This is a genomic window from Janthinobacterium glycogeni (assembly GCF_051380725.1).
In the GTDB taxonomy this organism is placed as follows: domain Bacteria; phylum Pseudomonadota; class Gammaproteobacteria; order Burkholderiales; family Burkholderiaceae_D; genus Janthinobacterium.
In genome coordinates this window covers 111,511-132,086 of sequence record NZ_JBNYXP010000002.1, presented here as the reverse complement: position 1 = coordinate 132,086, position 20,576 = coordinate 111,511, and the positions used below count along the sequence as shown (strand labels likewise).

The window sequence follows — 20,576 nt, the reverse complement described above, 5'->3', positions numbered from 1 at the left end:
AAAAAAAATGCCCCGCTCGCAGTGATGCGACGGGGCACTCACTCGGCTGTTGAAGCCGGCGCGTATCTGATTTATTTCAAATGATCGGAGATCAGTTTCGTCATTTCAAACATGGAGACTTGGGCTTTGCCGCCGAAAACGGCTTTCAGCTTGTCGTCCGCATTGATCATGCGGCGGTTGGCCGGATCTTGCAGATCGAGTTTTTTGATGTAATCCCATACCTTTTTGGTCACTTCCGTGCGCGGCAGTGGTGCTGCGCCAACAACGGCGGCCAGATCTTTCGATGGCGTCATTGCTTTCATGAATGCTGCGTTTGGCTTGCGTGGTGTTGCCGGTGCTGCCGCTTTCTTCGCCGCTGCTGGTTTAGCTGCTGCCTTGGCTGCGGGTGCTGCTTTCTTGGCTGCTGCAGGCTTGGCTGCTGCTGCTTTGGCTGGCGCTGCTACTGGGGTTTTTTTGGCTGTTGCCATCTTCGAGCCTCCTTAACAAACACATGGGAAATTGCGCAATTAATCGCACGGCTAATATTGGTGTGGATTTACCTTGTATGCAAGTGTTTTTCACGTTTTCACGAGGAAAAAGCAGGGAAATGGCAATGCTGTCGCCCGGGCGCACCGCTTGGGAGCGCAGAACGGTGTTTTTGCCCGTAAAGGGCATGCTTGCTGGCTATGCGGGGAGGGGCACTGCGGGGGGAGGGAAGCGTGATGCCGGACACATGAAAATGCAATCCGGCATTATTTAGAACGATGTTTTTAGCCTATCGAGTTTTGACACGCGGCTTAATGAAGGCCTTCAAAATCACAGCGAGCGGATGGTATTAGTGGCCGAGAAGCGCAACCGTACTTTAGTACGGTGAGCATCGCCGGCCGCAAAGACCACCGCGCAGCGGATGTTGAAGCCTTCCACTACCTCATGCCAGGCATCATGCCCTTCATACTGCGCATCATCTTCATCATGCCGCCGCCCGACAATTTCTTCATCATCGTCTGCATTTGCTCGAATTGCGTCAGCATGCGGTTCACTTCCTGCACCTGCACGCCGGCGCCGGCGGCGATGCGGCGCTTGCGCGTGGCCTTGATCAGTTCAGGCTTGGCGCGTTCCTGCGGCGTCATCGAATCGATGATGCCGCACATGCGGCGCACCTGTTTATCGGCCTGATCCATGTTCTTGCCGCCTGCCGCCTGCTGGAACTGGGCCGGCAGCTTGTCCATCAGGTTGGCCATGCCGCCCATTTTCTTCATCTGGCCCAGTTGCGCCTTGAAGTCGTTCATGTCGAACTTGCCGCCGACCTTGATCTTTTGCGCCAGGTCGGCCGCCGCCTTGCTGTCGACGCCCTTGCGCGCCTCTTCCACCAGCGCGAGGATGTCGCCCATGCCCAGGATGCGGTTGGCCATGCGGGTCGGGTCGAACGCTTCCAGGCCATCGAGTTTTTCCGACACGCCGGCAAACTTGATCGGTTTACCCGTGATATGGCGCACGGACAGGGCCGCACCGCCGCGCGCGTCACCGTCGAGCTTGGTCAGCACGATACCCGTCAGAGGCAGCGCATCGTTGAAGGCCTTGGCCGTGTTGATGGCGTCCTGGCCCAGCATGGCGTCGACGACAAACAGGGTTTCGATCGGTTTCACGGCGCCATGGACGGCGGCAATTTCGCGCATCATCTCTTCGTCGATACCGAGACGGCCCGCCGTATCGATGATCAGCACGTCGTGGTAGTGCTTTTTCGCCCAGTCCAGCGCGGCCAGGGCGATATCGACCGGCTTGTCCGTGCTGGTGGACGGGAAGAAGTCGGCGCCTACCTGGGCGGTGACCGATTGCAGCTGGGCGATCGCGGCGGGACGGTACACGTCGGCCGAGACGGTCAGCACTTTCTTCTTCTTTTCTTCCTTCAGGTACTTCGCCAGCTTGCCGACGGTGGTGGTTTTACCCACACCCTGCAGACCGGCCATCAGGATGATGGCGGGCGGCTGCTGCGCAAAGCTGATCTGCGACGCTTCCGGCCCCAGGTCGGCGCCCATCAGGGCGGCCAGCTCGCGCTGCACCACGCCAACGAGGGCCTGGCCTGGCGTCAGCGAGGAAATGACATCCTCGCCCATGGCTTTTTCTTTGACTTTGGCGATGAATTCGCGCACGGCGGGCAGGGCGACGTCGGCTTCGAGCAGCGCCAGGCGCACTTCGCGCAGCATGTCGGCGGTGTTCGCTTCGGTCAGGCGCGCCTCGCCGCGCATGGTCTTGACGACTTTGGCAAGCCGTTGGGTGAGATTATCTAACATGATGAACCTGCAATGAAAAGCTTGGGAGTGGGCGGCGAAAGCCGGACGATGGGCGTCATTTTACCTTATCGCGGTTGGCTGGCGGTCCTGCGCTGCAGCGCCTGGCGGTTGGCCGCCTTTTGAATTAGTTGGTATTTCTGCCAATGCCGCGATTGCATCAAAGGCATTGCGCGGTTAGAATGAGAATAATTCTTATTTACATTCTCGGGTGACGCACGCCTGAGCGGAAAGGGATGCCATGCCGGCCGCCGATTTTGCACAGCAACAAGACCTGCACGCGCTCTACAGCAGCCATCACGGCTGGCTGCAGGGCTGGCTGCGGCATAAGCTGGGCAATGCGGGCGAGGCGGCGGACCTGGCGCAAGACACTTTCATCAGCGTGCTGACGGCCGATGCCGCGCCGCAGATCCGCGAAGCGCGGCCTTTTCTCGCCACCATCGCGCGGCGCCTGGTGGCGCACCGCTACCGCCGGCAAGTGCTGGAAGACGCGTATCTGGAGGCGCTCGCCTGCCTGCCGCCCGAGGTGGCGCCGGCGCCCGAAGAACGGCTGCTGGCGCTGGAAGCCTTGCAGGAAATCGACCAGGCCCTCGACGGCTTGCCCGCGCCCGTGCGCACGGCGTTCTTGCTGGCGCAGCTGGAAGGCCTCAGCTATGCCGAGATCGCCGCGCGCCTGAACGTGTCGGCCAGTTCGGTCAAGCAATACCTGACGCGCGCCAACCGTCAGGTGTTTTTCTCGCTGCCGGCATGAGCACGGCGGCAGAGCCGGCGGCACCGCCAGCCATCCGCGAGGACGTGCAGCAGCAGGCGGCCGAGTGGCTGACCGTGCTGATGTCCAGCGAGGTCAGCGAAGCGCAGCACGCCGCCTGGCAGCGCTGGCGCGGGGCCGATCCGGAACATGAACGGGCCTGGCGGCATATCGAGGCGGTGTCGCGGCGCTTCAACGGCTTGCACCGCGGCGCGGCCGCGCAGGCGCTGGCCGGCACAGAGCGGAAAGCCGTCAACGGCAAGCGGCGCCAAGTGCTGGCGTGGCTGGGCGTGGCGGCCGGCGGCGGCATGCTGGCCGCGCAGACGGGGGCGTGGGACGGCGTGCGCGCCCTGCGTGCCGACTACCGCACGGCCACGGGCGAGCGGCGCGAGGTGGCGCTGGACGATGGCAGCGTGCTCAGTCTGAATACGGGATCGGCCGTCAACGTGCGTTTCGACGCCAACCGCCGCCTGATCGAGCTGCTGGCCGGCGAGATCCTCGTCGTCAGCGGCCACGGCGCCGGCAGCGGCGCGCCTTTGGTGGTGGCCACGCGCGAAGGCCGGGTGCGTGCGCTGGGCACGCGCTTTGCCGTGCGCCAGCAGGATGACTTCAGCACGGTGGACGTGTTTGAAAGCGCCGTTGAAATCCATCCCCGCGACAGTGCCGGTCCACCGTTGTTGCTGGCGGCCGGGCGCGGCGTGGCATTTTCCCGTCAGACACTGGACGCGCCGCACGCCATCGCTGCGCATGCGCATGCCTGGTCGCGCGGGCAGCTGATCGTCGATGACGTGACCCTGGGCGATTTTCTGGCCGACCTGGCCCGCTACCGCCCCGGCGTGATCGACTGCGCGCCGGCAGTGGCCCAGTTGCGCCTGTCGGGCGTGTTCCCGCTGGCCGACACCCAGCGCATTTTGAACATGCTGCCCAACTCGCTGCCGGTGCAGGTGCGCAGCCGCACGCGGTACTGGGTGACGGTCGAACCGGCGCCGTAGTACCCCACAAAAAAAATTGCCCATCCGGCTGCCCGTTTTTCGTTTTCGCGGCACCTACCAAGTAGGTCGCCTATGTTCTACCGTCTGATGACGCCACTTTTCAGGACTTTTCATGCAACAGGTTTCGCATCTTGTCAATTTAGCATCGCATCGTCCTCAGCGGCACCCGCTGGCGCAAGCGGCCGCCGCCCTGTGCCTGGCCGCCAGCCTGCCGGCGCTGGCGCAGCAGGCCGCGCCTGTCGTTCCCGCGACGGAGCAGACCATGCTCGGCGTGTCCGTCACGGCGGGGCGCGATGCGACGACGGAAGGCAGCGGCTCCTACACGACGGGCGTGAGCAATACGGCCACCAAGCTGAATTTGTCGTTGCGCGAGACGCCGCAGTCGGTCAGCGTGCTGACGCGCCAGCAGATCGACGACCTCGGCATCACCACCCTGGACGACGCCGTGCAGTCGATCACGGGGCTGGTCACGCAAAAGGGCAACTTTACGGGCGATTCGGGCAGTTTCAGCGCACGCGGCTTTCCAGTCGACAACATCCTGTTCGACGGCTTGCCCACCAGCCTGGGCGCGAACGGCACTTTCAATGGCGATAATGACGACCTGGCCATTTACGACCGCATCGAGGTGGTGCGCGGCGCCACGGGCTTGATGACGGGCAGTGGCACGCCCAGCGCGGCCATCAACCTGGTGCGCAAGCGACCGACGGCCACGCCGCAAGCGTCGTTCTCGGCCGGCATCGGCAGCTGGAGCAACTACCGCCTGGAAGCCGATGCGGCCAACGCGCTCAACGCGGCGAAGACCCTGCGCGGGCGCATCGTCGTGACGGTGCAGGACAAGCAAGATTTTGTCGACGTGCTGCATGGCCGCAACCACCAGTTGTACGGCATCATCGAAGCTGACCTGCGTCCCGATACCACGTTGACGGTGGGCGCGCACTACCGCAAGACGGACAACGACGGCGTCACGACGGGCGTGGTGACGGCCGCCGATGGCCGCTTTTTGAACCTGCCCCGCTCCACCTACCTGGGCACCGACTTCGACGACTGGCGCCAGACGGATAAAACCATTTTCGCCGAACTGGAGCACCGCTTTGGCAACGGCTGGAAAGCCAGGCTGGCGGCCACGCGCAAGACGCCCGAGATCGACACGACGTTTTCCGGCATCAACCGCCGCGGCGACACCCTGCGCTTCAATTCGCAAAGCTACCGCGCCGAACTGGCCAATACCAGCTATGACGCGTATGCGAGCGGCAGCTACAGCCTGTTCGGCCGCGAGCACGAGCTGACCGTCGGCGCCAGCCACCGTCGTTCGTCGAAAAACAGCTATGGCGGCTGGGCCCCGTACAGCTGGGGCGCGGCCGCGCCCGTGGTCGACCCGTTCAACTGGGATACGGGCAGCGTGGCGCGCCCCGTCATCAACTACGCGCAGTGGCGCACGGCCAGCATCACCGAGCAAAGCGGCGTGTATGCGGGCACGCGCCTGCGCCTGGCCGACTCGCTGTCGCTGGTGCTGGGCGGGCGCATGAGCTGGTACAAGGACGATGCCGGCTACTCGGTGGCGCGCGAATTTACGCCCTACGCCGGCGTCGTGTATGACCTCGACAAGCAGCATTCCGTGTACGCCAGCTGGACCGAGATCTTCCAGCCGCAGGCGGCCACCGATGCCAATGCGCAGCCCCTGAAGCCGATCAGCGGCACCAACTACGAAGCGGGCGTGAAAGGCGAATACTTCGGCGGCGCCCTCAATGCCAGCGCGGCCGTGTTCCAGATCCGCCAGCAGAACCGCGGCGTGGACGACCTGGCTGGCCCGAATCCCTGCCCCGGCAGCACCTGGGGCTATTGCCAGCGCGCGTCGGGCGAAGTGCGCAGCGAAGGCGTGGAGCTGGACGTGGCGGGCGCGCTGACACTGGACTGGCAGGTATCGGCCGGTTTTACTTATGTGAAGGCGCAATTTACGCGCGACAGCGATCCGGCCAATATCGGCAAGGATTTCAACAGCCGCTATCCGCGCCAGCAGCTCAAGTTGGCCACCAGCTACCGCCTGTCCGGCGCAGCGCAGGGCTGGCGCGTCGGCGCGTCGGTGTACGGGCAGGGTGCGACCGAGTCGAGCGACGGCACCTACCATCTGCGCCAGGGCCGCTATGCGATCGTGGGCCTGAACGCGGCCTGGCAGATCGACAGCCGCGCCGAGCTGCGCCTGAACGTCAACAATGCGCTCGACAAGCACTATTACCAGAGCATCTATTCTGATGTCTTCGGCAATCTGGCAGGGGCGCCGCGCAACGTGATGCTGACATTGAACTACAAACTGTAAACAATCACTTTTGAATGACCTATCTTGATGAAGGATGCATGGCTTATGGATGTGCAGTTGAACCTGGCCCGCGATGGCGTGAGCGCGCTGGTGCCGCAGGGAGCGCCGCGATGATGAAGTCGGCCAACATGATGTTGTTCTCGCGCGTGCTTGCCGCCGTCTTTGGCGGCTATGCGCTCACGTCCGGCGTGGCCGTGCTGCTGGCGGCCGTGCTGCCGCTGTCGCGCGCCGAAGCCGTGCTGACGGCTACCCTGAGCGCCTTCGTCGTCTACACCTGCGCCGTGATCTGGGTCTTTGCCGTGCAAGACCTGCGCCGCGCCTGGCTCGGCATGCTGTTGCCGGCGATCCTGTGCGGCGGCATCGGCCTGCTGCTGTCGCGGGGTGCCGCATGAACGCCGTCAAGGTAGACAAAGTGGTGAAAACGCCGCAGCAGGGCGGCTTGCGCCAGGCCATGGCCTGGCTGCATACGTGGAGCGGCCTGTGGATTTCCTGGCTGCTGTTCGCCATCTTCCTGACCGGCACCCTGGCCGTCTTCGACGACCCGATCGGCCACTGGATGACGCCCGAACACGCTTTGGCCGAGGCCGCGCACGCGAACGATCCGCCGCTGCCGAAGGTCACGGACCGCGCGCACCGCCTGGAGCTGGCGCTCGATTTCATGGCGAAGGAGCACCCGAAGGCGGACATGTGGGAAATCTGGCCCGTGCAGCGCCCCGGCCATGGCCTGTCCGCCTACTGGTTCCAGCCCGGCGGCGGCTATGGCTCGGCGGACCTCGATCCGCTGACGGGCGCCGTCATCGAGCATGCGCGCGAGGCGACGGAACGGGAGACGATCGGCGGCCACCATTTCGTCGATTTCCACTACGAACTGCACGCGGGACGCATCGGCGTATGGATCGTCGCCATCACCACCATGATCATGCTGGTGGCGCTGGTGAGCGGCGTCATCACGCACAAGCGCATCTTCAAGGATTTCTTCACCTTCCGCCCGGCCAAGGGCCAGCGCTCGTGGCTCGATGCGCACAACGCGGTGGCCGTGCTGACCTTGCCGTTCCAGTTCATGATCGCCTACACGGGCCTGGCATTTTTCAGCGACGACTATGTGCCGGCCCCCGTGGCGGCGCAATACGGCATGGACAATCCCAAGAAGGCCTTCCTGGCCGACTGGAACGATGCGGGCAAGCCCGTGAAGACAGGCCAGCCGCTGGCCATTCCCGCGCTGGAATCGTTCGCGCAGCGCGCCGAACAGGCCATCGGCCAGGAAATCCGCGCCGTGGTGCTGGACAATCCGAACGACGCCTCCATGCGCGTGTGCATGTACGGATGGAACGAGGATGCGGAATTGCTAACGCGCCTGAGCGCCAATTCGGGCAGGGCCTGCTATGCGCTGGCAACGGGCGAGCAAGTCGCCGTGCGCCGGCCGGGCGAGTCGGATACGGGCGGCGCCGGCCTGACGCGCGCCGTCATGTCGAACCTGCACATGGTCGGTTTCGGCGGCACGCCGATGCGCTGGCTGTATTTCTTCTGCGGCCTGGCCGGCACGGCCATGATGGGCACGGGCGCCATCCTGTTCCTGGTCAAGCGGCGCCAGAAGTCCGGCGGCGAGTTCGGCGCCTATACGCAGCGCGTGTACCGCGTCATCGCATGCCTGAACGTGGCGGCCATTGCCGGCCTGGCGATCGCCTGCGTGGGCTTCCTGTGGGCCAACCGCTTGATCCCCGTCGGCATCGAGCACCGCGCCGGCTGGGAAGTGCGCGCCTTCTTCGGCGTGTGGTTTTTGATGCTGGTGCACGCCTGCCTGCGCGCGGAAAAGCGCGCGTGGATCGAACAATTATGTTTGCTGGCAGCCCTGTGCCTGCTGCTGCCGGTGCTCAATATCCTGAGCACGGGCGACAGCCTGGCGGCGCAGCTCGCGCGCGGCGACTGGGAAAGCGCCGGCGTGGAGCTGGGCAGCATGGCCTTCGGCCTGCTGGCCGCCTGGGGCGCGTGGAAAGTCCACAAGCGCAAGGAAAAACCGCTCAAAAAGACGGCAAGCAAGGAAACACCATCGGCCAGCCTGCACGTCACTACGGAAGGACAGTCATGATCCATACCATCCTGTGCGCGCTGGGCCTGTCGTATGCGGGCATGGCCAGCCTCTCTTTGGCGATGGACCGCCACCATGGCCAGGTCTGGGGCAGGGACGCGGCGCCGAACGTGCGGCGCGCGCTGCAGCTGGCCGGCGCGCTGTTGCTGGCGCTGGCCATCTGGCCCTGCGTGGCCGGCTGGAGCGCCACCGTCGGCGTGGTCGCCTGGCTGGGATTCATCGGGGTGGCCGCGCTGCTGGTGGCCTTGCTGCTGCCGTACGCCCCCCGATTGCTGTTGCGTAGTTCCCTGCTGGCAGCCGTCGCCGCGCTGGCAGGTCTTGTGACGTTCCTGCGGTGATGTCCACCGCTATTTTCAAGGATAGACCGATGCATTTTTTACGTTTGGCGACACCGATTGATGTTTTGACTGTATTGAAAGTGGTTTCCTGATGGCGGCCCGTCTGCCTTCGCGCCGCGCCCGCATCCTCGGCGGCGCGGTCTTGCTGGCGCTGTTCGGCGCCGGCGCCCTGTGGGCCACGCGCGGCCCGGCCACCGTGTTCGACACGGCGCCCGTCAAGCGCGGCAATATCGAAGCGAGCGTCACGGCCATCGGCACCCTGCAGCCGCAAACCTATGTCGACGTGGGCGCGCAGGTGTCGGGCCAGATCACGCGCCTGCACGTGCAGCCCGGCAGCGCCGTGGAGAAAGGCCAGTTGCTGGCCGAGATCGACCCCAGCGTGCAGCAGGCCACGGTTGACGCGGGCCGCGCCGCCCTGGCGGGCTTGCGCGCGCAGCTGGCCGACCAGCAGGCGCAGCACCGTCTGGCGGGCCGGCAGCACGTGCGCCAGCAGCAGATGGCCAAGTTCGACTCGACGCCCTTGGCCGACCTGGAGACGGCCGAAGCCACCCTGGCCTCGGCCGGCGCCAAGATCGACCACCTGAAGGCGCAGATAGACCAGACCCAGGCCAGCCTGAAGGCGGACGAGGCGCGCCTGGGCTATACGCGCATCTACGCGCCGATGGCCGGCAAGGTGGTGGGCCTGGACGCGAAGGAAGGGCAAACCCTGAACGCCACCTACCAGACGCCGAACATCCTGCGCATCGCCGACCTGTCGGCCATGACGGTGTGGACGGAAGTGTCGGAAGCGGACGTGCGCCGCGTGCGCCCGGACATGCCCGTGTACTTCACCACCCTGGGTGGCGACCAGCGGCGCTGGAGCGGCAAGGTGCGCCAAGTGCTGCCGGCGCCGCCCGTGCCCGGTGGTTCCGCCGCCGGCACGGCCCTGGCACCGTCGACCAGCAAGGTGATCTTGTATACCGTGCTGTTCGACGTCGATAACGCCGATGGCGAATTGATGCCGCAGATGACGGCGCAGGTGGTGTTTGTCACGGCTGCGGCGAACAATGTGCTGGCCGTGCCCTTGCCGGCCCTGAAACCAACGACCGGGGAAGGCGCCAAGCCGGGGCAGTTCACTGCCCGTGTGATGGATGCGGACGGCAAGGTCGATACGCGCACCGTCACCGTGGGCGTGCGCAACCGCCTCAGCGCGGAAGTGCTGCAAGGCTTGCGCGAAGGTGAATTGCTGGTCACGGGCGAACAGCCGGCCGGCAGCGGCAGCAGCAGGTTCCAGCTGTGAGCGCCATGAGCGAGGCCGCTTCTCTGGGGCGAGCAGGAGAACCGGGTCAGCCGGCTCCCCTGATCGAGCTTGCCGGCATCCGCAAGCGCTACGGCGGCCATGACGGCGCGCCGGCCGTGGAAGTGCTGCGCGGCCTGACCCTGGCGATCGGCGCCGGCGAATTCGTCGCCATCGTCGGCGCGTCCGGTTCCGGCAAGTCGACCCTGATGCATTTGCTCGGGTGCCTGGACCGGCCCAGCGACGGCAGCTACCGCTTCGCCGGCCAGGACGTGGCCAGCCTGAATCCCGATGAACTGGCGTGGCTGCGGCGCGAAGCGTTCGGCTTCGTCTTCCAGGGCTATCACCTGATCGCCACCGAATCGGCGCGCGAAAACGTGGAAGTGCCGGCCCTGTACGCGGGCATGCCGGCCGCGGCCCGTCACGCCCGCTCGGAAGCGCTGCTCAAGCGCCTGGGCCTCGGCGAGCGGCTCGATCACCGGCCCAACCAGTTGTCGGGCGGGCAGCAGCAGCGCGTGTCGATCGCGCGCGCCCTGATGAATGGCGGGCGCATCATCCTGGCCGATGAACCGACGGGGGCGTTAGATAGCAGCAGCGGCGCCGAAGTCATGGCGCTCTTGGGCGAACTGGCCGACGCGGGCCACACCATCATCCTGATCACGCATGACCGCAAGGTGGCGGCCCAGGCGCGCCGTGTGATCGAGATCAGCGACGGCGAAATCGTCGCCGACTCGGGCGCCGTCGCCATTCCACCTACGTCGACGGCCCTGCCGCCGCTGGACATGTCGCGCGCCGCCCACGACACGGGCGCGTCGCTGGGCACGGAATTGCTCGACGCGGCGCGCGCCGCCTGGCGCGTGCTGTGGATCAACCGCTTCCGCACGGGCCTGACCCTGCTGGGCATCGTCATCGGCGTCGCTTCCGTGATCGTCATGCTGGCCATCGGCCTGGGCACGCGCCAGCAGGTGATGGCCCAATTGGGCGCGTTCGGCTCGAATCTGCTGTACATGGCGTCGCGCGGCGAAAGCTCGCGCATCCCCGGGCGCAGCATCACCCTGGCCGACCTCGACGCGCTCAAGGACGTGCCGGGCATTTCCCACGTGCTGCCGAATGTCACGGGCAACAAGGTCATACGCCACGGCAACCTCGACGTGCAGACCTATGTGCGCGGCACGGGCCCGGCCCTGCCTCAGATCCAGACCTGGCCCGTGGCCAAGGGCGGCTTCTTTACCGAGGAAGACGAGCGAGAGATGGCCACCGTGGCCGTGCTGGGCGCGCACCTGGCCGAAAAGCTGATGCCCGACGTGCCCAACCCCGTGGGGCAGAGCATCCTGATCGGCAATGTGCCGTTCCAGGTGATCGGCGTGATGAGCGCGAAGGGCGCGCTGACGGGCGAGAAGGACGAGGACGACGTGCTGCTGCTGCCGTTTTCCACGGCCGGCATCCGCGTCTTCGGCCAGCGCGAGCCGACCTACACGGTGATGGCGGTGGCCGACGTCAAGCGCGTGACCGAGGTGGAGGCGGCGGTCGACGCCGCCATGTTCGAGCGTCACCGCATCCGCGACTACGGCATCAGCAACGCGGCCGCATCGATCGCAGCGGAAGCGAAGACGCAGGACAACATGACCATGATGCTCAGCCTGATCGCGGCCGTTTCCCTGGTGGTGGGCGGCATCGGCGTCATGAACGTGATGCTGATGACCGTGCGCGAGCGCACGCGTGAAATCGGCATCCGCATGGCGACGGGCGCGCGCCGGCGCGACATCCTGCGCCAGTTCCTCACCGAAGCCGTGCTGGTGTCGGTGGTGGGTGGCGTGGCCGGCATCGTGGTCGGCGTGACGGTGGCCGGCCTGCTGCTGGTATGGGACGTGCCCGTGATCTTTTCGCTCAGCGCCATCGCCGGCGCCTTTGCCTGCGCCGTGGTGACAGGGCTGGTGTTTGGCTTCATGCCGGCGCGCAAGGCGTCGGGACTCGATCCGGTGGTGGCGCTGGCGGGACAGTAGTGACAACGCCGGCAGCGTGGCTGCCGGCAAAAAAATGTTGCCCTGGCTTTAAGTAACCCCCAATAAATTATTGTGATTTCTGACTTCCATAACCGGCGCTGTGCGGTGTTGCCCGCAGCTAGCAGTGCTCGCACTGCGTCGCAGCGGACGCCTTGCACAACATCCGGTTCTGTTCGTCATAAATTCACAATAATTTCCCGAGGGTTACTTAACACACGGTACTATCTCCCCATAATAAAAAAGCCGTGTCTTATGCCCTGGCGGGCACATACCAACCACCACAGGAGAATCCGATGCAGAAAAAATCCACTTTGAAGACCGGTATCGCCGCCGCCGTCGTGCTGGCCTTCGGCATGGGCGCCGTCCAGGCGCAGGCGCAGGAAGTTGTGCGCCTGGGTAACTTGAAATTCGCCCATTACGGCGCCGTGTCGTACATCAAGGAAATCGCGCCCAAGTGCGGCATCAAGGTCGAAGAGCATGTCTTCGCCAAGGGCCTCGACGTGATGCAGGCGATTATCGCGGGCGAACTGGACGTGGGCGCGACGGCGTCCGAGGCGGCCATTTCCGGCCGCGCCGGCGGCGCGCCCATCTATGTGGTGGCCGGCTTTGCCAAGGGCGGCGCGCGCCTGGTGGCGGGCGCCGGGCAAAAGATCGCCAGCGTCAAGGAACTCAAGGGCAAGCGCGTGGGCGTGACGCGCGGCGGCATCCAGGAAGTGCTGCTGCTGGCCGAGCTGTCGCAGGCGGGCCTGACGTATTCCGAAACCAAGGGCAAGGATGTGCAACTGGTGTTCCTGGCCTACGCCGACTTGAACCAGGCGCTGATGGGCAAGAATATCGACGCCATGATGCAGTCCGAGCCGCAATCGTCGCAGGCCATCAACAAGGGTTTTGGTACCGAAGTCATCAAACCGTACGACACGCCGATCGGCGAGCCCGTGCGGACCATGGTGATGACGGAAAAGTTCTACAAGGAACGTCGTCCCGTGGCGGAAAAATTCATGCGCTGCTTCGTCGAAGCGACGAAAACCTTTATCGACAACAAGGCGACTGCGGAAAAGTACGTGCGTGAAGTCGTGTTCCGCGGCCAGATCACGAAGGATGACTTCGACGACGCGATCAGCAATTCGCCGTATTCGTACGACATCTCGCCCGAGCATATCCAGGTCACCACGGACGTGATGGTGAAAACGGGCGTAGGCCGCATGACGAAGCCGCCCGTGGCCAAGGACTGGGTCAAGACGGACTTGCTGGAGCAGGCGAAAAAGAGCCTGAACGTGAAGTAAATCAAGCAACCATAAAAAAACCTCCGTGCCAGCGATGGCGCGGAGCTTGTGGCGCGATGGCCTTAGCGGGCGTTAAAACCCATCCAGCCTTTTTCCGTCTGCCGGAAGCTCAAGGTGTAGATGCGCGTCAGTTCATCGCCCTTCTTGAGCTGACGGCTGATGATGGCGCCGTAATTGTCTTGCACGATCTGGTCCGACCATTGCATCAGGTTCTCGAAGCGCTCGGCCGTCATCGCCGCCTGGCGCGCCAGCAGCGGTGCGGGAATCGCCTTCTTTTCCTGTTGCTGCGTCCAGAACTCGCGGAACACCTTGTTTTCGCCGCCCATGCCGCGCGCCATCAGGCCCAGGCCCATGGTCATGCCCACGGAGCCGTCCGTCTTCGCCTCTGCCTCGAGCTTGTCGGCCACGTCGGCCAGTAATTCCAGGTAGCCCACCCTGGCGCGCAGCACGGCCGAGCCCTTGATCTCGTACTGTTCGTTCTCTTTCCAGCCATTGAGCTTTTCCAGCTTCGCGATGTCGAAGTAATGCTTGTACAGGTCATAGCCTTGGATCGAGGTACGGAAATACTCTTCGTACGTGGATTGTGAAGGCGCATCTTTCATGCAGCCGCTTAATATAGTGCAGGCGGCCAGCAGCAGGCAGGTCCAGGAAATTTTTTTGAAGGAAAACATGGCGATGGGGGCAGGTGGCGAAAGGTCGATGAATATTGCTCTGTGGACATAATTATAGGACTGGCTAATCAGGATGGCAACGTGGCCGCGACGCGGCGACTGTACATGGAAGGAAAGATTGCCGAAATCTTGAGGGTGCGCCACCCCGGCGCGCCCGAGGCGCGATATCATGGCAGGCTTGCGGTATCGGCGGCCGGCGAATTGCCTGCAGCCCATACTGTCGCTTGAATCGCGCTTGCCGGCTATGGTGTAAACTTAAACTATGCAGATCTATTTCTTTTTCATCGCCGCCCTGTTGTACGCGGCGTGCGCGGTGCTTCCCTCGTCCCGTGCCCGGCTCATTGCCGGCCTGACCGGCGTCGCCTGGCTGGCGCACGCGGCCACCCTGTGGTTCGACCTGATGGCGCCGGGCACCTTGCGCTTCGGTTTTTCCGCCATGCTGTCGGCCGCGCTATGGGTCTCGGTGGGTGCCTACTGGATAGAGAACCGCAATTTCAGCCTGGACGGACTGCGCCGCATGGTCATGCCCAGCGCCGTCCTCGCCATCGGCCTGGCCTGGGCCTTTCCCGGCAGCCAGGTCAGCATGGAAGGCAAGTCGGCCGTCTTCGGCTGGCATATCGCCGTGGCCGTACTCGCGTACAGCACCTTGACGATCGCCGCCTTTCACGCCGTGCTGATGGCGCTGCAGGAATCGCGGCTGCATACGCGCAGCGAAAGCCGCGGCTTCATCGGCAGCGCGCTGGACCAGCTGCCAGCCCTGCTGACGATGGAAAAGCTGCTGTTCCGTATGATCGGCCTCGGTTTTATTTTGCTCAGCCTGACCGTGCTGTCGGGCATCGTGTTCTCCGAGCAATTATTTGGCAAGGCGCTCAACTGGGATCACAAATCCGTGTTTACCATGCTGTCGTGGCTATTGTTTGCCGCCCTGCTGGCGGGGCGCCGCTTCCGCGGCTGGCGCGGCAAGACGGCCCTGAGCTTCACCCTGGCCGGTTTCGCCACCTTGTTGCTGGCCTATGTCGGCAGCCGTTTTGTACTGGAAGTGGTTTTACACCGAGGATTCGCATGACACGTGTTTTATTCTGGCTGGCGCTGGTGTTTCTGGTGCTGTTTGCTATCCGTAGCAAGATCCGGGGCATGCAGCAGCGCGCCCGCGCGCAACAGCCGCCGAATCCGTTTACGCCGCCGGGCCGGCCGCAGGAATTGCCCGATGCCGAGCTGATGCTGTGCTGCGCCCATTGCGGCGTGTACTACCCGGCCTCGGAAAACGTGCAGGCCAAGGGCCACGATTACTGCAGCCACGCGCACGCCACCGTGTAAGGGCAAGCGCGCAGCTTCGCGCGCGTTGCTCATCCGTATCGTAACGACCTCCGGCATTCGTCCGGCGTAGCATCTGCAGCAGGCGGTTCGCCACCGCCATTGCAGAAAGGCGCGCTCCCATGTCCACTCCCCGCACCAGCCAGCAGGCTGTGACCACCGCCGGCATGCCGGCGGCGCCGCAACTGAGCGGTAATTCGTTGCCCATGCAGGCGCTGCGCGCGCAGATAAGCCGCATCGCCCGCTGCGGCGCGCCGGTGGCCATCCGCGGCGAATCGGGCACGGGCAAGGAACTGGCGGCGCGCGCCATCCATGCGCAGGGCGCGCGCGCCAGCTTCCCGTTTATTGCCGTCAACTGCGGCGCCATACCCGAGGCGCTGATGGAAGCGGAATTCTTTGGCTGTCGCCCCGGCGCCTATACGGGCGCGCTGCACGAGCGCCAGGGCTTGTTCCAGGCGGCCCATGGGGGCAGCCTGCTGCTCGACGAAGTCGACGACCTGCCGCTGGCCATGCAGGTGAAACTGTTGCGCGTGCTGCAGGAGCGCCGTGTGCGCAAGCTGGGCGGCAGTGCCGACGAAGCGGTCGACGTGCGCATCCTGTGCGCCAGCCAGCATGGCCTGGCGCGCGGCGTGGCCGCCGGCACGTTCCGCCAGGATCTGTTTTACCGGCTCAATGTGATCGAACTGGCGCTGCCGCCGCTGCGCGAGCGGCGCGGCGATCTGCAGGTATTATGTGAGGTGATCCTGGCGCGCCTGTCGCCACGCCGGGCCGTGAGCCTGGCGCCGCCCGTGCTGGCGGCCCTGGCCGCGTATGCGTTTCCCGGCAATGTGCGCGAACTGGAGAACGTGCTGGAGCGGGCGCTGGCCTTTGCCGACGGCGGCGTGATCGCGCTCGACGGGCTGGCCTTGCCATGCGCGCCGGGCAGCATGCCGTTGCGGGCCGCGCCGGCATTGCCGGACTTGCCGGAGCGGCAACTGTGCCTGCCCGGCATGGCGGCATATGGCGTGAGCCCGGTCCTGCCGCTGGACGTGTATTTGCGCCAGGCCGAGCGCGACATGATCATGCGGGCGCTGGTGCAGGCGCGCTATCACCGCGCGCGGGCGGCGCGTCAGCTGGGCCTGAGCGTGCGCCAGTTGCGTTACCGCATGCAGAAATTGACGATACAGGAAGCCTTACTTGATGAACGCATGGACGATAGATGAAGACGGATGGTGCGACGGCGCGCTGCGCTATGACTCGCCGCACCACGATGCGCGCCCGGACGGTGCACAAGTCGACTTGCTGGTGATTCATAACATCAGCTTGCCAGGCGGCCACTTTGGCGGGCCGCATGTGTCGGACTTGTTTACGGGCCGGGTAGATTATAATGCCGATCCTTCTTTCGCCGACCTGCGTGGCTTGCAGGTGTCGGCGCACTTTTTTGTGCGGCGCGATGGTGCGTTGTTGCAATATGTTTCTACTGATCAACGTGCCTGGCATGCGGGCGCGTCCACCTTCGAAGGACGTCCGCAGTGCAATGGTTATTCCATCGGTATCGAAATGGAGGGCGCGGACGATGTGCCCTTCCAGCGGCGGCAATACCATGTGCTGGCGGCGCTGACGGCGGCGCTGGTGGCGCGCTACAGGCTGTCTCAGGTGCGCGGCCACGCGCATATCGCACCGGGAAGGAAGACGGATCCGGGGCCGTTTTTTGACTGGCATTTTTATCAAGAGTGCTGGCTGGAAACCCTGCGCGGCCAGCCTGCGTTAGCGCTTACTTCGCGGGGATTGGGCTTTCCATCCATGCCCTGAAAAGTCAATCGAAATCGTATATGGAATTACAAAAAATTACGCCGACGGATGCCCGAAAACTATTGCATCGCCCTTCGATGGGCACTACAATTAGTGCAGAAGTTGGATGTAAAGACTATATCTAGTGCCATCACAGACGTTTTCAGAATTATTGTCAAAGCTACCCGGATTGCTGATAAAGCACTGGAACTGGCGTTTATCACCCTTGATCGTGTTTCGCGCCAGCCGGGCAGTACGGTGTGGCGCTATGGATACTGACCTGTTTTATGTATTATGAATTTACTATTTAGCAACAATTACCTGAAGAAACCCTGACCATCGGGCGTTCTATTCAACAACATACGCGGCAGCAAAACTGCAGGCTGACTTTAGCTGACAACGGGAGCTTCAATGCAATCACCACAAGATATTTCCATCCATCCAACGCCAGTATCGCCAGCGCCAGGCGCGGCCAACAGCGTGGCGAGCACGGGCGCGGCATTGGGCGACTATCGCATCATCCGCCGCAACGGCGCGGTGGTGGCATTTGAGCCTTCGAAGATCGCCATCGCCATGACCAAGGCGTTTTTGGCCGTTAACGGCGGCCAGGGCGCAGCTTCGGCACGCATCCGCGAACTGGTGGAACAATTGACCGACGGCGTCGTCGCCGCGCTGGTGCGCCGCCATCCGGGCGGCGGCACCTTCCATATCGAAGACGTGCAAGACCAGGTGGAACTGTCGCTGATGCGTTCGGGCGAGCACGACGTGGCGCGTGCCTACGTGCTGTACCGCGCCAAGCACATGGAAGAGCGCCGTCTGCAGAAGGAAGCGCAAGGCGCGTCCGCGCAAGTGACCGCGCCCCAGCTGAACGTGACCGACAACGGCGTGCGCCGCCTGCTGGACATGCAGGAAGTGCGCGACCTGATCAACGCCGCCTGCGCCGGCCTGGAAAAGCACGTCGATGCCGACGCCATCCTGGCTGAAACGGTGAAAAACCTGTACGACGGCGTGCCCGTCGAAGAGCTGCACAAGTCGGCCATCCTGGCGGCGCGCGCGCTGATGGAAAAAGACCCGGCCTACAGCCAGGTCACGGCCCGCATCCTGCTGCACACGGTGCGCAAGGAAGTGTTCGGCAAGGAAGTGCCGCAAGCGGCCGCTGCCGCCGAATACCTGACGTATTTCCCGCAATACATCGCCAAGGGCATCGCCGCCGAGCTGCTGAACCCGGTACTCGCCAGCTTCGACCTGGAACGCCTGGCCAAGGCTCTTGTTGCCGACCGCGACTTGCAATTCGGCTACATCGGCCTGCAAACCCTGTACGACCGCTACTTCCTGCACATCCAGGACGTGCGCATCGAAATGCCGCAGGCGTTCTACATGCGCGTGGCCATGGGCCTGGCGCTGAACGAGGCGGACCGCGAAGCGCGCGCCATCGAGTTCTACAGCCTGCTGTCCTCGTTCGACTTCATGAGCTCGACCCCGACCCTGTTCAATTCGGGCACCCTGCGCTCGCAGCTGTCGTCGTGCTATCTGAGCACCGTCTCCGATGACCTGGAAGGCATCTACGACGCCATCAAGGATAACGCGCTGCTGGCCAAGTTCGCTGGCGGCCTGGGTAACGACTGGACGCCGGTGCGCGCCCTGGGCGCCCACATCAAGGGCACCAACGGCAAGTCGCAAGGCGTGGTGCCGTTCCTGAAAGTGGTCAACGACACGGCCGTGGCAGTCAATCAGGGCGGCAAGCGCAAGGGCGCCGTCTGCGCCTACCTGGAAACCTGGCACATGGATATCGAGGAATTCCTCGACCTGCGCAAGAACACGGGCGACGACCGCCGCCGCACGCACGACATGAACACGGCGAACTGGATTCCCGACATGTTCATGAAGCGCGTCATGGAAAAAGGCGATTGGACCCTGTTCTCGCCGTCGGACACGCCAGACCTGCACGACAAGGTCGGCAAGGCTTTTGAACAGGCTTACCTGGGCTACGAAGCCAAGGCCGCCGCCGGCGAAATCCGCGTCTTCAAGAAGATCGCGGCGCTGGACCTGTGGCGCAAGATGCTGTCGATGCTGTTTGAAACGGGCCATCCATGGATCACGTTCAAGGATCCGTGCAACATCCGCAGCCCGCAGTCGCACGTCGGCGTCGTGCACAGCTCGAACCTGTGCACGGAAATCACGCTGAACACGGGCCCGGACGAAATCGCCGTCTGCAACCTCGGTTCCGTCAACATGCCGGCGCACATGAAGGAAGGCAAGCTCGATCACGTCAAGCTGGCCAAGACCATCCGCACCGCCATGCGCATGCTCGACAACGTCATCGACATCAACTACTACGCCGTCGACAAGGCGCGCAATTCGAACATGCGCCACCGTCCGGTCGGCATGGGCGTGATGGGCTTCCAGGACTGCCTGCACATGATGCGCGTGCCGTTCGCCTCGGACGCCGCCGTGTCGTTTGCCGACACCTCGATGGAAGCCGTCTGCTACTACGCCTACCTGGCGTCGACGGAACTGGCCGAAGAGCGCGGCCGCTATGAGTCGTACGCCGGTTCGCTGTGGGACCGCGGCATCCTGCCACAGGACTCGGTGAAACTGCTGGCCGAAGAGCGCGGCGGCTACCTGGAAGTCGATTCCTCGTCGGCCATGGACTGGACCCCGGTGCGCGAGCGCATCGCCAAGTTCGGCATGCGCAACTCGAATTGCGTGGCGATCGCTCCGACGGCGACGATTTCGAACATCATCGGCGTCTCGGCCTGTATCGAGCCGACGTTCCAGAACCTGTACGTGAAATCGAACCTGTCGGGCGAATTCACCGAGATCAACGGCTACCTGGTGCGCGACCTGAAGGCGCGCGACCTGTGGGATGAAGTCATGATCTCGGACCTGAAGTACTTCGACGGCTCCCTGGTGAAGATCGACCGCATCCCGCAAGACCTGCGCGACATCTACGCCACCGCCTTTGAAGTGTCGCCAAGCTGGCTGGTGGAAGCGGCTTCGCGTCGCCAGAAGTGGATCGACCAGGCCCAGTCGCTGAACATCTACATGGCTGGCGCATCGGGCAAGAAACTCGACGAGACCTACAAGCTGGCATGGCTGCGTGGCCTGAAAACCACCTACTACCTGCGTACCATCGCCGCCACCCACATGGAGAAATCGACCTCCAAGACGGGCGCACTGAACGCCGTGGCAGTCGACGGCGGCATGTCGGCCAGCGCGCAGAGCGCCCAGGCGGCGGTCGTGGCGGCGGCAGCGGTGGCCGTGGCGCCGGTCGTGGCGGCGGCAGCGGACGACGCCGATGGCGAAGCCTGCTACCTGCGTCCGGGTGACGATGGCTTTGAGGAATGCGAAGCCTGCCAGTAAAAACCTGCTGCGCAGCCCCCTCTCGGGTTCTGTGTTGCTCACCGTACTAAAGTACGGCTCCGCTACTCGACCCGATATCGGGCTTGCTCGCGACGGTTTTTAAAAAAATTAAAGTTGTCAGCCCAGAACTTCTGGGCTGATTCAATGTTGT

General features: G+C 64.0%; 17 protein-coding genes. 14 read left to right on the top strand and 3 right to left on the bottom strand.

Features of this window, described 5'->3' with window-relative positions:
* Window positions 1-71: 71 nt before the first annotated feature.
* Entirely contained in the window at window positions 72-467 is a 396-nt protein-coding gene (locus tag ACQ4W4_RS06160) for an SWIB/MDM2 domain-containing protein (RefSeq protein WP_071650146.1), read from the bottom strand.
* A gap of 435 nt (window positions 468-902) precedes the next feature.
* Window positions 903-2,270, bottom strand: a complete 1,368-nt coding sequence (gene ffh / locus ACQ4W4_RS06155; protein ID WP_034746567.1) for a signal recognition particle protein — start codon at window positions 2,268-2,270, stop codon at window positions 903-905.
* A gap of 238 nt (window positions 2,271-2,508) precedes the next feature.
* Between ffh and ACQ4W4_RS06150 the strand changes: the two genes are divergently transcribed.
* From ACQ4W4_RS06150 to ACQ4W4_RS06110, 9 genes are all read left to right on the top strand, one after another.
* Window positions 2,509-3,018 carry a sigma-70 family RNA polymerase sigma factor gene (locus tag ACQ4W4_RS06150; RefSeq protein WP_436541219.1) on the top strand — a complete coding sequence of 170 codons (510 nt, stop codon included), beginning with the start codon at window positions 2,509-2,511 and terminating at the stop codon, window positions 3,016-3,018.
* The gene (locus ACQ4W4_RS06145) at window positions 3,015-4,007 is read left to right on the top strand and encodes a FecR domain-containing protein (protein ID WP_436541218.1); all 993 of its coding nucleotides are present in this window, start codon (window positions 3,015-3,017) and stop codon (window positions 4,005-4,007) included. Before ACQ4W4_RS06150 ends, ACQ4W4_RS06145 begins: the two co-directional genes overlap by 4 nt.
* 112 nt (window positions 4,008-4,119) lie before the next feature.
* Window positions 4,120-6,321: a TonB-dependent siderophore receptor gene (locus ACQ4W4_RS06140; protein ID WP_436541217.1), complete on the top strand. Its 2,202-nt coding sequence runs from the start codon at window positions 4,120-4,122 to the stop codon at window positions 6,319-6,321.
* 110 nt (window positions 6,322-6,431) lie between these two features.
* Window positions 6,432-6,713 (top strand): hypothetical protein, encoded by a 282-nt coding sequence (locus ACQ4W4_RS06135; protein WP_083287002.1) that lies wholly within the window; start codon window positions 6,432-6,434, stop codon window positions 6,711-6,713.
* Window positions 6,710-8,407 carry a PepSY-associated TM helix domain-containing protein gene (locus ACQ4W4_RS06130; RefSeq protein ID WP_436541216.1) on the top strand — a complete coding sequence of 566 codons (1,698 nt, stop codon included), beginning with the start codon at window positions 6,710-6,712 and terminating at the stop codon, window positions 8,405-8,407. Before ACQ4W4_RS06135 ends, ACQ4W4_RS06130 begins: the two co-directional genes overlap by 4 nt.
* Window positions 8,404-8,745 (top strand): DUF3325 domain-containing protein, encoded by a 342-nt coding sequence (locus ACQ4W4_RS06125; RefSeq protein WP_436541215.1) that lies wholly within the window; start codon window positions 8,404-8,406, stop codon window positions 8,743-8,745. Before ACQ4W4_RS06130 ends, ACQ4W4_RS06125 begins: the two co-directional genes overlap by 4 nt.
* A gap of 91 nt (window positions 8,746-8,836) precedes the next feature.
* The gene (locus ACQ4W4_RS06120) at window positions 8,837-10,024 is read left to right on the top strand and encodes an efflux RND transporter periplasmic adaptor subunit (protein WP_436541214.1); all 1,188 of its coding nucleotides are present in this window, start codon (window positions 8,837-8,839) and stop codon (window positions 10,022-10,024) included.
* Between the two features lie 5 nt (window positions 10,025-10,029).
* Window positions 10,030-12,024, top strand: coding sequence for a MacB family efflux pump subunit (locus ACQ4W4_RS06115; protein WP_436541213.1), 1,995 nt, complete (start codon window positions 10,030-10,032; stop codon window positions 12,022-12,024).
* 353 nt (window positions 12,025-12,377) lie between these two features.
* A complete protein-coding gene (locus ACQ4W4_RS06110) occupies window positions 12,378-13,307 on the top strand; it encodes an ABC transporter substrate-binding protein (protein WP_436541542.1) in 930 nt (309 codons plus the stop codon).
* 62 nt (window positions 13,308-13,369) lie between these two features.
* On the opposite strand, the gene ACQ4W4_RS06105 is transcribed toward ACQ4W4_RS06110, so the two are convergent.
* Window positions 13,370-13,909 carry a hypothetical protein gene (locus tag ACQ4W4_RS06105; protein ID WP_436541212.1) on the bottom strand — a complete coding sequence of 180 codons (540 nt, stop codon included), beginning with the start codon at window positions 13,907-13,909 and terminating at the stop codon, window positions 13,370-13,372.
* 331 nt (window positions 13,910-14,240) lie between these two features.
* Between ACQ4W4_RS06105 and ACQ4W4_RS06100 the strand changes: the two genes are divergently transcribed.
* The 5 genes from ACQ4W4_RS06100 to ACQ4W4_RS06080 all read left to right on the top strand — a co-directional run bounded on the left by ACQ4W4_RS06100 (window position 14,241) and on the right by ACQ4W4_RS06080 (window position 20,425).
* A complete protein-coding gene (locus tag ACQ4W4_RS06100) occupies window positions 14,241-15,044 on the top strand; it encodes a cytochrome C assembly family protein (protein WP_121670454.1) in 804 nt (267 codons plus the stop codon).
* Window positions 15,041-15,295 carry a PP0621 family protein gene (locus tag ACQ4W4_RS06095; RefSeq protein WP_436541211.1) on the top strand — a complete coding sequence of 85 codons (255 nt, stop codon included), beginning with the start codon at window positions 15,041-15,043 and terminating at the stop codon, window positions 15,293-15,295. The genes ACQ4W4_RS06100 and ACQ4W4_RS06095 overlap by 4 nt, the downstream gene beginning before the upstream one ends.
* Before the next feature lie 119 nt (window positions 15,296-15,414).
* Complete coding sequence (locus ACQ4W4_RS06090; RefSeq protein WP_436541210.1) at window positions 15,415-16,494, top strand: sigma 54-interacting transcriptional regulator; 1,080 nt, start codon at window positions 15,415-15,417, stop codon at window positions 16,492-16,494.
* Complete coding sequence (ampD, locus tag ACQ4W4_RS06085; protein ID WP_436541541.1) at window positions 16,472-17,083, top strand: 1,6-anhydro-N-acetylmuramyl-L-alanine amidase AmpD; 612 nt, start codon at window positions 16,472-16,474, stop codon at window positions 17,081-17,083. The genes ACQ4W4_RS06090 and ampD overlap by 23 nt, the downstream gene beginning before the upstream one ends.
* A 390-nt stretch (window positions 17,084-17,473) precedes the next feature.
* Complete coding sequence (locus ACQ4W4_RS06080; RefSeq protein WP_436541209.1) at window positions 17,474-20,425, top strand: ribonucleoside-diphosphate reductase subunit alpha; 2,952 nt, start codon at window positions 17,474-17,476, stop codon at window positions 20,423-20,425.
* Window positions 20,426-20,576: the final 151 nt, after the last annotated feature.

What these genes read in the sequence shown, in the direction of transcription:
- ACQ4W4_RS06160 (WP_071650146.1), bottom strand. Translation starts at nt 467, where the DNA reads ATGGCAACAGCCAAAAAAACCCCAGTAGCAGCGCCAGCCAAAGCAGCA.
- ffh (WP_034746567.1), bottom strand. Translation starts at nt 2,270, where the DNA reads ATGTTAGATAATCTCACCCAACGGCTTGCCAAAGTCGTCAAGACCATG.
- ACQ4W4_RS06150 (WP_436541219.1), top strand. Translation starts at nt 2,509, where the DNA reads ATGCCGGCCGCCGATTTTGCACAGCAACAAGACCTGCACGCGCTCTAC.
- ACQ4W4_RS06145 (WP_436541218.1), top strand. Translation starts at nt 3,015, where the DNA reads ATGAGCACGGCGGCAGAGCCGGCGGCACCGCCAGCCATCCGCGAGGAC.
- ACQ4W4_RS06140 (WP_436541217.1), top strand. Translation starts at nt 4,120, where the DNA reads ATGCAACAGGTTTCGCATCTTGTCAATTTAGCATCGCATCGTCCTCAG.
- ACQ4W4_RS06135 (WP_083287002.1), top strand. Translation starts at nt 6,432, where the DNA reads ATGATGAAGTCGGCCAACATGATGTTGTTCTCGCGCGTGCTTGCCGCC.
- ACQ4W4_RS06130 (WP_436541216.1), top strand. Translation starts at nt 6,710, where the DNA reads ATGAACGCCGTCAAGGTAGACAAAGTGGTGAAAACGCCGCAGCAGGGC.
- ACQ4W4_RS06125 (WP_436541215.1), top strand. Translation starts at nt 8,404, where the DNA reads ATGATCCATACCATCCTGTGCGCGCTGGGCCTGTCGTATGCGGGCATG.
- ACQ4W4_RS06120 (WP_436541214.1), top strand. Translation starts at nt 8,837, where the DNA reads ATGGCGGCCCGTCTGCCTTCGCGCCGCGCCCGCATCCTCGGCGGCGCG.
- ACQ4W4_RS06115 (WP_436541213.1), top strand. Translation starts at nt 10,030, where the DNA reads ATGAGCGAGGCCGCTTCTCTGGGGCGAGCAGGAGAACCGGGTCAGCCG.
- ACQ4W4_RS06110 (WP_436541542.1), top strand. Translation starts at nt 12,378, where the DNA reads ATGGGCGCCGTCCAGGCGCAGGCGCAGGAAGTTGTGCGCCTGGGTAAC.
- ACQ4W4_RS06105 (WP_436541212.1), bottom strand. Translation starts at nt 13,909, where the DNA reads ATGAAAGATGCGCCTTCACAATCCACGTACGAAGAGTATTTCCGTACC.
- ACQ4W4_RS06100 (WP_121670454.1), top strand. Translation starts at nt 14,241, where the DNA reads ATGCAGATCTATTTCTTTTTCATCGCCGCCCTGTTGTACGCGGCGTGC.
- ACQ4W4_RS06095 (WP_436541211.1), top strand. Translation starts at nt 15,041, where the DNA reads ATGACACGTGTTTTATTCTGGCTGGCGCTGGTGTTTCTGGTGCTGTTT.
- ACQ4W4_RS06090 (WP_436541210.1), top strand. Translation starts at nt 15,415, where the DNA reads ATGTCCACTCCCCGCACCAGCCAGCAGGCTGTGACCACCGCCGGCATG.
- ampD (WP_436541541.1), top strand. Translation starts at nt 16,472, where the DNA reads ATGAACGCATGGACGATAGATGAAGACGGATGGTGCGACGGCGCGCTG.
- ACQ4W4_RS06080 (WP_436541209.1), top strand. Translation starts at nt 17,474, where the DNA reads ATGCAATCACCACAAGATATTTCCATCCATCCAACGCCAGTATCGCCA.